The following is a 14,402-nucleotide window of genomic DNA, read 5'->3' as shown; positions in this document are numbered from 1 at the left end:
GGGCTGGGTCATGAGGGTCCGGTCAGGCGATGCGGGCGGCGGGCGCGGGCGTGACAGCGACGCCTTGTGATTGCAGCGCTTCGGCGCGCTTGTCGTTCCAGGCCGAGACGCAGGCGATCTTGCTGCGGTCGGCGCGGTCGGCGTAGCGGCGGGCGATGTCGGTCACGTCGGCCATCAGACCCTCGGCCAGGGTGATGGGCTTCAAGCCCAGATCGCGGAACTGGTCATTGGCGACGACCAGTTCGTTTTCGTCGGCTTCCTGACGGGGGTTGGGCACATTGTGGACCTCGGCCCCGGTCATGTCGGCCACCATCTGGGCCAGGTCGCGGACGCGGCGGCTCTCGGTCATCTGGTTCAGGATCTTGACCCGGTCGCCGGATTTCGGCGGGTTGTTCAGCGCCAGTTCGACGCAACGCACCGTGTCCTGAATGTGGATGAAGGCCCGCGTCTGACCGCCTGAGCCATGCACCGTCAGCGGGTATCCCACCGCCGCCTGCATCAGGAAGCGGTTCAGCACCGTGCCGTAGTCGCCGTCATAGTCGAAGCGGTTGATCAGGCGCTCGTCCTGCTTCGTTTCCTCGGTCTGGGCGCCCCAGACGATGCCCTGGTGCAGGTCGGTGATCCGCAGGGCGTCGTTGCGGGCGTAGAACTGGAACAGCAGGGCGTCCTGGGTCTTGGTCATGTGATAGATGCTGCCCGGGTTGGGCGGGAACAGGATTTCCTGCTCGGTCGGGCCGTGGTCGGTGTCGACCGTGACCTTCAGATAGCCCTCGGGGATGCGCAGCCCCGCCGTGGTGTAGCCATAGACCCCCATGGTCCCCAGGTGGGCCAGGTGGATGTCCAGCCCGCTCTCGACCATGGCGGCCAGCAGGTGATGGGTGGCGTTGATGTTGTTATCGACGGTGTAGAGCTTGTGCCGCGCCGACTTCATCGAATAAGGGGCTGCGCGCTGCTCGGCGAAGTGGACGACGCTGTCGGGCTTCCAGTCGCGGATCAGGGCGACCAGGCGGTCGAACTCCTGGCCCACCGTCATGTTGACGAAGTCGATGCTGCGGCCCGAGACCTCGCGCCACGCGGCGACGCGCTCGCCCATGGTGCGGATGGGGGTCAGGGACTGGACCTCCAGCTCGTTGTCGATGTTGCGGCGGCTGAGGTTGTCGACGATCAGCACGTCCCAGCCGCGCGCCGACAGGTGCAGGGCCGTAGGCCAGCCGCAGAAGCCGTCGCCGCCGAGAATGATCACGCGCATTGGTCGAACCCTGTGTCTCTTGCTCCCTCCTGCCTAGCCGATGGCGGAGGCGGGCGAAAGCGGCGACGCAAAGGGCGCCTTGCCGCAGGCTCCGCTGCGTCGTCGAGGCCAGATTGGCGCCGCCTGACGCGGGGTGAAGCTTTCGGCGGCGTGACGCGTTCACTGGCCATGACGGCGCGCGGTGAACTGGACAGCTATCAGGCCAAGCGGAACTTCGGCGCCACGCCGGAGCCGAAAGGGCGCAAGGCCAGTGCCCGTCAAAGCGGTCTGCGCTATCTGATCCAGCGCCATGCGGCGAGCCGTCTGCACTACGACTTTCGCATTGAGCACGACGGGGTGTTGAAGTCCTGGGCCGTGACCAAGGCGCCGTCGCGTGATCCCCACGTCAAGCGTCTGGCGGTCGAGGTGGAGGACCACCCCCTCGACTACGGCGACTTCGAGGGGACCATTCCGGCGGGAAACTACGGCGCGGGCACGGTGCAGCTATGGGACGTCGGCGAATGGCGCCCTCAGGACCCTGATGTGGACGCGGCCTTCGAGAAGGGCGTCGTCAAGCTGACCCTGGACGGCGAACGGCTGAAGGGCGGCTGGGCCCTGATCCGGCTCAAGACAGATCGCGGCAAGCCCTCCAAGCGGTCCCAATGGTTGCTTCTCAAGGAGAAGGACGAATACGCCGTCGACGGCGAAGGCGAGGCCCTGGCCGCCATCGACGCCTCGGTCGTCAGCGGGCGCAGCATGACCGAGATCGCGGCCGGGGATGGGCGGTGGAGCGCGTCCAAACCGGCTGTGCGCAAGGCCGCGCCCAGGCCGTCAAAGGCGCCGCCCAAGCCCTTGACCAAGCCCCACGCCTTTGTACCGATCCAACTGTGCAAGATCGCCGAGCGCCCGCCCTCGACGCCGGGCTGGGTGCATGAAATCAAGTTTGACGGCTATCGTCTGCAACTCGCCACGGGCGGCGGGCGCGCCATCCTGCGCACCCGCAAGGGTCTGGACTGGAGCGAGCGCTTTCCCGAACTGGCCGCCGAGGCGGCCCATTGGCCCGACGCGGTGGTCGACGGTGAGCTGTGCGCCCTGGACGGCGACGCCCTGCCGGACTTTTCGGCCCTGCAGACCGCGATCGGCGAGGGCAAGACGAGCGACCTGGTCTATTTCGCTTTCGACCTGCTGTTCGAGGGCGCCGAGGACCTGCGCCCCCTGCCGCTGTCGCACCGCAAGGCGCGGCTGCAGGCCTGGTGCGACCGGGCGGCGAAGGGTCACGCCGCGCGCCTGCGCTACGCCGACCATTTCGCCGCGCGAGGATCGGCGGTTCTGGAAGGCGCCTGTCGCATGCATCTGGAGGGGGTCGTCTCCAAGAAGCTGGACGCCCCCTATCGCGCGGGCCGCTCGGCCACCTGGGTCAAGTCCAAGTGCCGAGGCCGCGACGAGGTCGTGATCGGCGGCTGGTCGTCCGACAGCGGAGCCCGTTTCCGCTCTCTGCTGGTCGGGGTGATGACCCAGGGCGGACTGCGCTATCTGGGCCGGGTCGGCACAGGCTATTCGGCGGCCCTGATGAAAACCCTGGCGCCGGCGTTGAAGGCGGTCGCCGCCGAACGCTCGCCCTTCGTCGTCACGCCTGAGGCGGACGACCAGTTGAACTGGGTCGAGCCCGTCCTGGTCGCCGAGATCGAACACGCGGGCTATTCCAAGGACGGCATCCTGCGTCAGGCCGCGTTCAAGGGTCTGCGCGAGGACAAGACCCCTGACGATGTGGTCGCCGCGCCGCAGTCGCCCGCGCCTGTCGCCAGACCGGGCAAGATGATCGTGGAGGGGGTGACTATCTCCCATCCCGACAAGATCCTGTGGCCCGCCACCGACGACCACGCCGCCGTCAGCAAGGCCGATCTGATCCTCTATTACACGGCTGTGGCCGAACGTCTGCTGCCCCACATTCTCGACCGCCCAGTCTCCATCATCCGCGCGCCGGACGGTATCGACGGGCAGCGCTTCTTTCAGCGCCACGCCGTGACGGGCCGCCATCCCGGTCTGCGGGCGATCAAGGTAGGCGAGGGCCGGCCCTATGTCGCGGTCACCGATCTCAGCGGCCTGATCGCCATTGGCCAGTCAGGCGGGTTGGAGTTGCATCCCTGGGGTTGCAAGCCGGGCGACCCCGAGACCCCGGACCAGATCACCTTCGACCTGGACCCCGATGAGGGGCTGGATTTCGATGCGGTGGTCGCCGCCGCCCTCGCGTTGAAGTCGCGCCTTGAGGCCCTGGGCCTGACGCCCTTCGTCAAGACCACCGGCGGCAAGGGGCTGCACGTGGTCGTCCCGATCAAGACGGAGGCCCGCAGCCGCATCGACTGGGATCAGGCCAAGGCCTTCGCCAAGGGCGTGTCGGAGGCGCTGAAGGCTGATCATCCCGACCGCTTCACCACCACACTGGCCAAGAAGGCGCGGGGCGGAAAGATCTTCCTCGACTATCTGCGCAATGGCCGCGCCGCCACCGCCGTCGCGCCCTGGTCGCCGCGCGCCCGGCCCGGCGCCGGGATCGCTTGGCCTTTGTCGTGGGATCAGGTGAAGCCGGGGCTGGACCCCAAGGCCTTCAACCTGCTGTCCGCCGCCGATCTGTTGCAATCGCCTGATCCATGGAAGGCGTTTCGCAAGGGGGCCGCGTCGCTGAAGCCGAGTCTGAAACGACTGGGCCTCTAACGTCCGGCCTCGGATCGGCCTATGGCAGGAGGGAAACGGAGACAGAGATCATGGCGGGCCTCAAGGACAAGCGCGGCTTTATCGACAAGGACCGGCTGGACCTGTCCGAGCGTCAGGCTGTCGAATACTGGATGAAACGCTGGGGCGTGACCCGGGACCAGATCACCGCCGCCCACCGCAAGGTCGGCCGCATGACCAAGGACATCGCCGCCGAACTGGGCAAGAAGCGCTGACCGCCGGTTCATCGCCGGAGCGGACGGGCGAACGGGGCGCCGAATTGCGGCGCCCCTTCAAGCACGTGATCCGTTCGACGGACCTTTAGCGGCCTGGCGGTTCGTCAGTGCATGGCCTCGCCGTGCTGGCTGTAGTCGAGGCCCTCGATCTCGGCCTCCTTCTCCACGCGCAGGCCGACGGTGTATTTGCAGATCATCAGCACTACGAAGGTGCCGACGGCGCTCCACAGCATGGCGCCGCCCAGGCCGACAGCCTGTTTCCAGACCGTCGCGCCTTCGGCCAGGGGGTTGATGGCGGCGTTGGCGAAGACCCCGGTCAGCAGGGCGCCCGCTATGCCGGCGATGCCGTGCACCCCGAAGGCGTCGAGGCTGTCGTCATACTTGAGTTTGTGTTTGAGCCAGACGGCGCCGACGTAGGCGACCGGCCCCGAAATCAGGCCGATGAGAAAGGCGCCCCTGGGGTCGACGAAGCCGGCGGCGGGGGTGATGGCCACCAGGCCGGCGACCACGCCGGTCAGCAGGCCCAGCAGGGTCGGCTTCTTCTTCAGCGTCCACTCCACCGCGATCCAGCCGACGGCGGCGGCGGCAGGGGCCAGCAGGGTGTTGAAGACGGCGACGGCGGCGATCTCATTGGCGCCCGCGGCCGAGCCGCCGTTGAAGCCCATCCAGCCGACGAAGAGCAGTCCGGTGCCGATGGCGGTGAAGGCCAGGTTGTGCGGGGCCATGTTGTCGCGACCCCAGCCATGACGTGGGCCGAGCACGATGGCGCAGACCAGACCGGCCACGCCCGCATTGACGTGGACCACGGCCCCGCCGGCGAAGTCGAGCACGCCCAGTTCGCCCATCCAGCCGCCGCCCCAGACCTGATGGCAGATCGGCGCATAGACGATCAGGTGCCACAGGGTGAAGAAGAGGACGCTGGCCGAGAACTTGATCCGCTCGGCGAAGGCGCCCGCGATCAGGGCCGGGGTGATGATGGCGAAGGTCAGCTGATAGCCGATCCACAGGAACTCGGGCAGGCCGGGGGTCAGGGCGTGGGCGGTCTTGACCCCGACGCCGTTGAGGAAGAGGGCCTGAACCCCGCCGATGAAGCCGTTGGTGGCCGCGCCGCTGGTGCCGAAGGACAGGGTGTAGCCGGCGACGAACCAGAGGACGGTGACGATGGCCATGGCCGCCGTGGAATGGGCGATGGTGGCGATCAGGTTCTTCTTGCGCACCATGCCGCCGTAGAACAACGCCAGACCCGGCAGGGTCATCATCAGCACCAGGGCCGTCGAGGTCAGAATCCAGGCCGTGCCCGCGCCGTCCAGCGCCAGCGGGACCTGATGCGCCAGCAGATTGGTCGGCGCCGCAGCTAGGGCGGGCGCCGAAAGCGCAAAGGCGAAAAGGCCGCAACAGAATGCTGCGGCCTTGGTGATCGTCGATGGGTTCATGAAGGTCTCGGGGAGAAGACGCGGGCGAAAAGGAAGGGCGACGTCAGGCCGGTTGGGCCAGCCTGACGTCGGTGTTGAGAGCCTCGGCGGCGAGGACGGTTTTCGGCACGATGCGGACGAAGCGGGGCGCGAAGCCCGACCAGTCGGCCAGAATGCGCCGGGCCAGGGGCGAGGCGGTGGCGGCGGCGTGGGCCTCGATCAGGGCCTTCAGACGGGCTTCGGCCTCGGCTTCGATGCGACCGACGCCGGCCATGTCGCCGTTCAGGGCCTGAGCAGCGCGGCCCTCGGCGTCGAGCACGAACAGCTCGCCGCCGCTCATGCCCGCCGCCAGGTTCCAGCCGACGGCGCCGAGGACGACCACGCGGCCGCCGGTCATGTATTCGCAGCCGTGGGCGCCCAGACCCTCGACCACGGCCTCGGCGCCGGAGTTGCGGACGGCGAAGCGCTCGCCCGCCGCGCCCGCCACGAACAGCCGGCCCGAGGTGGCGCCATAGAGGGTTGTGTTGCCGCAGACCTGCTGGTCGGCGCGCCACTCATAGGGACGGACATGGATGTCGGCGCCCGACAGGCCCTTGCCGACGTAGTCGTTGACCTCGCCGGTGACGTCGAGGATCAGGCCCTTGGCGCCGAAGGCGCCGAAGCTCTGACCGGCGATGCCTTCCAGCTTCAGCTTCAGACGGCCCTGCGGACCCTCCGGGCCGAAGCGGCGGACGATGGCCGACGACACGCCGGCGCCGGCGGTGCGCTGGGTGTTGTTCAGCGGATAGGACAGTTCCAGCGTCTGGCCGCGCTCAAGGAAGGCGGCGGCGTCCTTCAGCACCAGGGCGTCGATGCTGTCGGGCACCGGGCGGCGGACCTTGTCGGCCCAGCGGCCGGGACGGTCGACGTCGACCTTCATCAGCAGAGGGTTGAGGTCCAGGTCGTCCAGATGCGAACCGCCGCGCCGGGTCTGACGCAGCAGGTCGGTGCGACCGACGATCTCGTCGATGGTGCGAGCGCCGATGGAGGCCAGGATTTCACGGACCTCCTCGGCGATGAAGGTGAAGAGGTTGACCACCTTCTCCGGCGTGCCGGTGAACTTGGCGCGCAGACGCTCATCCTGCGAACAGACGCCCACGGGGCAGGTGTTGGAATGGCACTGGCGCACCATCAGACAGCCCATGGCGATCAGGCCCGAGGTGCCGATGCCGTACTCCTCGGCCCCCAGCAGGGCGGCCATGACCACGTCGCGTCCGGTGCGGATGCCGCCGTCGGCGCGCAAGCTGACCGACGAGCGCAGGTGGTTCAGGCTGAGCACCTGATGAGCCTCGGCCAGGCCGATCTCCCACGGCATGCCGGCGTGCTTGACCGAGGTCTGAGGCGAGGCGCCCGTGCCGCCGTTGTGGCCGGCGATCAGGATGGCGTCGGCCTTGGCCTTGGCCACCCCTGAGGCGATGGCGCCGATGCCAGTTGCCGACACCAGTTTGACCGTGACCTTGGCGTCGGGATTGATCGCCTTCAGGTCGTAGATCAGCTGGGCCAGATCCTCGATCGAATAGATGTCGTGGTGCGGCGGCGGGCTGATCAGGGTCGTGCCCGGCACGGCGTGCCGCATCCGGCCGATGAACTCGGTGACCTTGAAGCCGGGCAGCTGGCCGCCCTCGCCGGGCTTGGCGCCCTGGGCCACCTTGATCTCGATTTCGCGGCACTGGTTCAGGTATTCGGCGGTGACGCCGAAGCGGCCCGAGGCCACCTGCTTGACCGCCGAGTTGGCGTTGTCGCCGTTCGGGCGCGGGACGTAGCGGGCGGGGTCCTCGCCGCCCTCGCCGGACACGGCGCGCGCGCCCATCCGGTTCATGGCGATGTTCAGGGTCTCATGCGCCTCAGGGCTGAGGGCGCCGAGCGACATGGCCTGGGACAGGAAGCGGCGGCGGATGTCCGAGACGCTCTCGACCTCGTGCAACTGGACAGGGGTCAGGCCCTCCTTGAAGTCCAGCAGGTCGCGCAGGGCCAGGTCCGGCTGCTCGCGGACGGCGGCGGAGTATTGCTTGAAGCGCTTGTAGTCGCCGCGATTCACCGCGTCCTGCAACAGGTGGATGGTCTTGGCGTCATGGGCGTGGGCCTCGCCGCCCGCACGGATGCGGAAGAAGCCGCCCATCGAGGGAGAGGGGACCGCCGCGCCGAAGGCCAGGGCATGGCGCTTGAGCGCCGCCTGCTCCAGACCGGCCAGGCCGATGCCGGAGATGCGCGACGGGGCGCCGGGGAAGAACTCGGCGGCCAAGGCGCGGGACAGGCCCAGGACCTCGAACTCGCAGCCGCCGCGATAGGCGGAGATGATGCTGATGCCCTTCCTCGCCAGCACCTTCAGCAGGCCGGCCTCGATGCCGTGCTTGTAGTTGAGACAGGCGTCGTGGAGCGTCAGGCCCGGATAGGCTCCGCGATCCAGACGGTCCTGGAACAGCTCCTGCGCCAGCCACGGATTGACGGCGGTGGCGCCGACCCCGACCAGAACCGCGAAGGCGTGGGGGTCCAGGGTCTCGGCCGAACGCACCACCAATGAACAATAGGTGCGCAGGCCCGCCGCGATCAGGCGGCCATGGGTCCCGGCGGTGGCCAGGATCATGGGCGCGGCCAGGCGCTCGGCGGAGGCGTGCTCATCGGTCAGGACGATCAGGGTGGCGCCTTCGCGGGCGGCGGCCTCGGCCTCGTCGCGGATGCGGTCCAGGGCCTGACGCAGGCCTGCGCCAGGGCGGTCATCTTCGGCGGGCAGCGGGTAGGTGCAGTCGATCACCGTGGTCGAGCCGTCGGCGATGACGCCCAGCATCCGCTGATACATGCCGGTGGTCAGGACCGGGCTGTCCAGCACGAAGACCTCGGTCTGGGCCTCGTCCTGGGCCAGGATATTGCCCAGGTTCTTGAAGCGGGTCTTCAGGCTCATGGCTCCCGCTTCACGCAGGGGATCGATGGGCGGGTTCGTCACCTGGCTGAAGTTCTGGCGGAAGTAGTGGGCCAGGGGGCGCGGCAGGCTGGACAGGACGGCGGGCGGGGCGTCGTCGCCCATCGAACCCACGGCCTCCTTGCCGTCGCGGACCAGGGCGTCCAGCAGAAGGTCCAGATCCTCGCGGCTGAAGCCGGCGGCGATCTGGCGGCGGATCAGGGCCTCGCCGACAGCGGCGCGGGGCTCGGGTCCGGGGCCGATGATGGGCTCCAGATCGACCATGTTGTCGAGCCAGTCCGAATAGGGCTGGGCGGCGGCGAGGGCGTCGACGGCCTCATGCTCGTCGTAGAGGCGGCCATGCTTCAGATCGACGGCGATCAGCTTGCCGGGGCCGATGTGCAGGCGGCGCTTGACCCGGCCCTCGGGCAGGGGAACCAGACCGGCTTCCGAGCCCGCCAGCAGCAGACCGTCCACGGTCTCGACGGCGCGCAGGGGCCGCAGACCGTTGCGGTCCTTGCCGGCCACGACCCAACGGCCATCGACGGCGCACAGGGCGGCGGGACCGTCCCACGGCTCCATCACCGCGTTGCAGTAGGCGTAGAGGGCGCGGTGCTCGGGCTTCATCACTACGTCGTCGGAGGACCAGGCCTCGGGCACCAGCAGGGCCTTGGCCAGGGGGGCGGGGCGCCCGGCGCGGACCAGAACCTCGAACACATTGTCCAGGGCCGCCGAGTCCGAGCCGCCTGGCTGGACCACCGGCTTGACCTCATGGTCACGGTCGCCGAAGGCCGAGGCCGCCATGCGGATCTCGTGGCTGCGCATCCAGTTCAGGTTGCCCTGAAGCGTGTTGATCTCGCCGTTGTGAGCCAGCATGCGGAAGGGCTGGGCCAGCTTCCACTCGGGGAAGGTGTTGGTCGAATAGCGCTGGTGGAAGACGGCGTAGCCGGCGACGACGGTGGGGTCGTTCAGGTCGTGATACAGCTGACCCAGCAGCTCGGCGCGGACCATGCCCTTGTAAACGATGGAGCGGGCCGACAGGGAGCAGAGATAGAAGCCGTTCAGGCCGCTCGCCTGCACCGCCTTTTCGATGCGGCGACGACACAGGAAGAGCTCGCGCTCCAGTTCCTCGATCTCCATGCCTTCGGGCGCGGCCAGCATGATCTGCTCGATCTCGGGCCGGGTGGCGTCGGCGCGGACGCCGATGACGGACAGGTCCATCGGCGTCTGGCGCCAGCCGTAGATGTAGAAGCCCGAACGAATGGCTTCGGTCTCGACTATGGCGCGGGCGTGGTCCTGGGCGCCCAGGTCGGTGCGCGGCAGGAAGACTTGGCCGACCGCGATGGGGCCGGGGCGCAGGGTCTGGCCGACGGCGCGCACCTGGGCCGCGAAGAAGGCCTGGGGCAGCTCGATCATGATGCCGGCGCCGTCTCCGGACAGGCCGTCGGCGTCGACCGCGCCGCGGTGGGCCACGGCCTTCAGCGACTGGATAGCCATGTCGACGATCTCGCGGCGCGGCTTGCCGTCGATGGCGCAGACCAGGCCCACGCCGCAGGCGTCGCGTTCCGACGACGGGTCATAGGCGCCGCCTTCGATCAGGCGGGCGCGGTCTTCTTCATACTGGGCCAGCCAGTTCTGTTGCGATGCGTCGGTCATGCCGCGGCTTCCTCGGTACGCGCGCGCAGGTAACGGTCGATTTCAGCCGCGGCGTCCTGGCCGTCGCGCACGGCCCAGACGACAAGGGAGGCGCCGCGCACGGCGTCTCCGGCGGCGAACACGCCGGGCAGGGTGGTGGCGAAACCGCCGCGCGCCACCTGCACGGTGTTCCATTTGGTCAGGCCGAGGCCGGCGTCGAGTTGCTCGGCGAAAGCTTCTGGCTCGAAGCCCAAGGCCTCGATCACCAGATCGGCGGGCAGGTCGAAGTCGGAGCCGGCCACGGGGGCGATGTCGCGGCGGCCGCCGGCGGAGCCCTCGGTCAGGGCCATGCGCTGGGCGCGGACGGCCGTCACCGCATCACCCTTGGACATCAGGGCCTTGGGCGCGCCCAGCCATTCGAAGCGGACCCCTTCTTCCTCGGCGTTCTGCACCTCGCGGGCCGAGCCGGGCATGTTCTCGCGGTCCCGGCGATAGAGGCAGACGACGCTGTTCGCCCCCTGACGGATGGCGGTGCGGATGCAGTCCATGGCCGTGTCGCCGCCGCCGACGACGACCACGTCGCGACCGGCGGCGTGGGGCGCGGACGTATCGGCGGCGTCGCCGCAATCGACGCGGTTCTGGGCGATCAGGAAATCGAGGGCGGCGACCGTATCATCGGACCCTCGACCGGGAACGGCCAGGGTGCGGGCCTGATAGACGCCCATGGCCAGCAGCACCGCGTCATGGCGCGACCGCAACTCGTCCATCGAGATGTCGGCCCCGACCGAGGTGTTCAACACGAACTCGACCCCGCCCTCGATCAGGCGGTCGATGCGGCGCTGAACGATGCGCTTCTCCAGCTTGAAGCCGGGGATGCCGTAGGTCAGCAGGCCGCCCGCGCGGTCGTGGCGATCATAGACAGTGACGGCGTAGCCTTCGCTGCGCAGACGGTCGGCTGCGGCCATGCCAGCGGGCCCTGAGCCGACGATGGCGACGCTCTGGCCGCGCTCGGCCAGGGGGCGGATGGGCTCGACCCAGCCGTTGTCGAAGGCGGTGTCGGCGATCCAGGCCTCGACCGAGCCGATGGTGACGCCGTCCCAGCCTGACTGTTGCAGGGTGCAGGCGCCCTCGCACAGGCGGTCCTGCGGACAGATGCGGCCGCAGATTTCCGGCATGGTCGAGGTGGCTGCGGCGACGCGCCAGGCCTCGCGCAGGTCGCCGTCCGCCGACAGGGCCAGCCAGTCGGGGATGTTGTTCTGAAGCGGGCAGGCGTTCTGGCAGAAGGGCACGCCGCAGTCGGTGCAGCGCGACGCCTGGGCCGTTCCGCTGTCGGCGGTCGGTTTTAGCGTGATCTCCGTGAAGGCGCGCACGCGCAGCTCAGCGGGCTGTTTCTCCAGCCGACGCTGTTCGATCAGAAAACCACCAGGGTTGGAACGGCCACCTTTTTGCATCTGCTCATTAAGCGAAATCCCGCGCCTATGTGCAAATATAATCCGAAGTGACGTTAAAAAATGATCGTTACAGGTATGAGTTGCTGTTTTAAGCTGCGTGAAGGGTGTTTTTGTCCATTCAAACGTGTGCGGTGCAGCATTTCTTTCGCGGGTGGCGAAGCGCTGTCTGAGTGACGCTGGCCGATCTTCAGGGGCGCGTCTGACCCTGACCGCGCACCACATACTTGTAGGTGGTCAGCTGTTCGGCGCCGACGGGGCCGCGGGCGTGCAGCTTGGAGGTCGAGATGCCGATCTCGCCGCCGAAGCCGAATTCGCCGCCGTCGGCGAACTGGGTCGAGGCGTTGATGAGGACGATGGCGCTGTCGACGCCGCCCACGAAACGTTCGGCGGCGTCAGCGTCGGTGGTGATGATCGCCTCGGTGTGGCCCGAGCCGTAAGCCCGGATGTGATCCACCGCGCCGTCCACGCCATCCACGACCCGCACAGACAGGATGGGGGCCAGGTATTCGGTGGTCCAGTCGGCCTCAACCGCTTCGGCGGCTTCGGGGACCAGGGCGCGGGTCTCAGTATCGCCGCGCAGTTCGCAGCCCGCCTTGATCAGGTCGGCGGCGACGGCGGGCAGCAGGCGCGTGGCGGCGGCGCGGTCCACCAGCAGGGTTTCGGTCGCGCCGCAGACCGAGACGCGGCGCATCTTGGCGTTGACGACGACGCGGCGGGCGACATCGAGGTCGGCGGCGGCGTCCAGATAGGTGTGGCACAGGCCCTCCAAGTGGCCCAGCACAGGGGCCTTGGCTTCGGCCTGAACGCGGGCGACCAGGCTCTTGCCGCCGCGCGGGATGATCAGGTCGATGGCCCCCTCCAGCCCTGACAGGATGGCGCCGACGGCTTCGCGATCAGGGACGGGGACCAGCTGGATCGCGTCGGCGGGCAGACCGGCTTCAACAACGGCGCGGGCGACCACGGCGGCGATGGCGCGCGAGGATTCCAGGCAGTCCGAACCGCAGCGCAGGATGGCGGCGTTGCCCGAGCGGATGCACAGGGCGGCGGCGTCGGCGGTGACGTTGGGCCGGCTCTCGTAGATGACGCCCAGCACGCCGATGGGGGTGCGGACGCGGGCGATGTCCAGACCGTTGGCGGGGGTCCAGCGGGCCATCTCGGCACCGACCGGATCGGGCTGGGCGGCGATGGTCTCGACGGCCACGGCCATGCCCTCGACGCGGGCGGGCGTCAGGGCCAGACGGTCGATCAGGGCTTCGGTCAGGCCCGAGGCGCGGGCGTTTTCAATGTCGCGGGTGTTGGCGGCCAGGATCTCGGCCTCGGCGGCGCGCAGGCCGACGGCGAGCCGGGTCAGGGCCTCGGTGCGGGCCTGTGGCGTGGTGGCGCGAAGGGCGTCAGCGGCGGCGCGGGCGCGGCGGCCCATGTCGAGCATTAAGACGTTTGTGTCGGTCATCGGGTCTCCAGCACCAGGTCGTCGCGGTGGATCACGACCGAGGGGCCGCGATAGCCGATCAGGGTCTCGATCTCATCCGAATGGCGGCCTCGGATCAGGGCGATCTCGTCGGCGGGATAGGACGCCAGGCCGACGCCGACCACGGCGCCGCTGGCGTCGAGCAGTCGCAGGCTGTCGCCTTTCTCAAACGTGCCGCGGACCGAGACAATGCCCGAGGGCAGCAGGCTCTTGCCCGACTTCAGGGCGCGCACGGCGCCGTCGTCCAGCGTCAGGGCGCCGCCCGGAGACATGCTGCCGGCGATCCACTGCTTCCAGGCGGCGAGCGGCGTGGCGGGGGCGGTGATCAGGGTGGCGCGCACGCCCTCCGTCACAGCCTTCAACGGGTGAAGCGTCAGGCCCGAGGCGATGACAGTGGCGCAGCCGGCCGAGCGGGCGATCTGGGCCGCCGCCAGCTTGGTCGCCATGCCGCCGGTGCCGACCCCGGCCTCAGCATTGGCGCCGGTCGCCATGCTGAGGATGTCGGGACCGAGTGTCTCGATCAGGGGCAGGTGGCGGGCGTTCGGGTCGCGGCGCGGGTCGGCGGTGTAGAGGCCGTCCACGTCGGAAAGAAGGATCAGCAGGTCGGCGCGCGCCAGTTGCGCCGCGCGGGCGGCCAGGCGGTCGTTGTCGCCGTAACGGATTTCCTCGGTGGCGACGGTGTCGTTCTCATTGACCACGGGAACGACGCCATGGGCCAGCAGGGCCTCGACCGTGGCGCGGGCGTTGAGCCAGCGGCGGCGGCGCTCGGTGTCGTCGCGGGTCAGCAGGATCTGGGCGGTGATCAGGCCATGGGGGGCCAGGGCCTCTTCCCAGGCGTGCATCAGCAGGGTTTGGCCGACGGCGGCGGCGGCCTGCTTGTCCTGAAGCCGGCCCGGCGAGGTCTTCAGCCGTCCGCGCCCCAGGGCCACGGCGCCGGAGGAGACGACGATGACCTCCCGCCCTTGTTGGCGCAGGGCGGCGATGTCCTGGGCCAGGGAGGCCAGCCAGTCGCGGGCCACGGCGCGGGTGGCGGGATCGATCAGCAGGGAGGAGCCGATCTTGACCACGACCCGTCGGGCATGGGTCAGCGCCGTCGCGGGCGAAGCCTCGGCGACGATCTCGGCGGCGGGGGAGGGTCACGGCTTCCTCCCTAGAGCATTATTCGGGCCGGGGTCACGTCTGTAGGCGCGAAAATCGTGCGACATGGCTCAAAAGAAAACGCCCGGCGGGGTCGAACCTGCCGGGCGTTTCTGTTTTCAGCGATGATCCGAGGATCAGGCTTCGGGATTGGGCACCTGATCCCAGCCACCCGCCAGCGCCTTGAACAGGGC

At 69.0% G+C, this 14,402-nt stretch carries 8 protein-coding genes; 2 read left to right on the top strand and 6 right to left on the bottom strand.

Features of this window, described 5'->3' with window-relative positions; genetic code table 11:
• Nucleotides 1–22: 22 nt before the first annotated feature.
• Nucleotides 23–1,249 (bottom strand): NAD-dependent epimerase/dehydratase family protein, encoded by a 1,227-nt coding sequence (locus tag HX774_RS12710; protein ID WP_178827247.1) that lies wholly within the window; start codon nucleotides 1,247–1,249, stop codon nucleotides 23–25.
• 150 nt (nucleotides 1,250–1,399) lie between these two features.
• Here HX774_RS12710 and ligD point away from each other — a divergent pair, with 150 nt between their 5' ends.
• Together ligD and HX774_RS12700 are read left to right on the top strand one after the other, a co-directional pair.
• A complete protein-coding gene (gene ligD, locus HX774_RS12705) occupies nucleotides 1,400–3,937 on the top strand; it encodes a DNA ligase D (protein ID WP_370523552.1) in 2,538 nt (845 codons plus the stop codon).
• 50 nt (nucleotides 3,938–3,987) lie between these two features.
• On the top strand, nucleotides 3,988–4,170 hold the full coding sequence (locus HX774_RS12700; RefSeq protein WP_047413801.1) for a DUF3606 domain-containing protein: 183 nt from the start codon (nucleotides 3,988–3,990) through the stop codon (nucleotides 4,168–4,170).
• 104 nt (nucleotides 4,171–4,274) lie between these two features.
• Here HX774_RS12700 and HX774_RS12695 read toward each other — a convergent pair whose 3' ends face one another.
• From HX774_RS12695 to proB, 5 genes are all read right to left on the bottom strand, one after another.
• Nucleotides 4,275–5,603 (bottom strand): ammonium transporter, encoded by a 1,329-nt coding sequence (locus HX774_RS12695; protein ID WP_178827245.1) that lies wholly within the window; start codon nucleotides 5,601–5,603, stop codon nucleotides 4,275–4,277.
• Nucleotides 5,604–5,646: 43 nt separating this feature from the next.
• Nucleotides 5,647–10,173, bottom strand: a complete 4,527-nt coding sequence (gltB, locus tag HX774_RS12690) for a glutamate synthase large subunit (RefSeq protein WP_178827243.1) — start codon at nucleotides 10,171–10,173, stop codon at nucleotides 5,647–5,649.
• Nucleotides 10,170–11,603 carry an NAD(P)-dependent oxidoreductase gene (locus HX774_RS12685; protein WP_178827241.1) on the bottom strand — a complete coding sequence of 478 codons (1,434 nt, stop codon included), beginning with the start codon at nucleotides 11,601–11,603 and terminating at the stop codon, nucleotides 10,170–10,172. The genes gltB and HX774_RS12685 overlap by 4 nt, the downstream gene beginning before the upstream one ends.
• Before the next feature lie 187 nt (nucleotides 11,604–11,790).
• Nucleotides 11,791–13,053, bottom strand: a complete 1,263-nt coding sequence (locus HX774_RS12680; RefSeq protein WP_178827239.1) for a glutamate-5-semialdehyde dehydrogenase — start codon at nucleotides 13,051–13,053, stop codon at nucleotides 11,791–11,793.
• Complete coding sequence (gene proB, locus HX774_RS12675; RefSeq protein ID WP_178827249.1) at nucleotides 13,050–14,189, bottom strand: glutamate 5-kinase; 1,140 nt, start codon at nucleotides 14,187–14,189, stop codon at nucleotides 13,050–13,052. Before proB ends, HX774_RS12680 begins: the two co-directional genes overlap by 4 nt.
• Between the last annotated feature and the right edge of the window lie 213 nt (nucleotides 14,190–14,402).

It is taken from the genome of Brevundimonas sp. P7753 (genome assembly GCF_013386595.1).
GTDB classification, from domain to species: Bacteria; Pseudomonadota; Alphaproteobacteria; order Caulobacterales; family Caulobacteraceae; genus Brevundimonas; species Brevundimonas bullata.
Note: the sequence above shows the minus strand (reverse complement) of the source record. Positions and strands in the feature narration are given on the sequence as shown.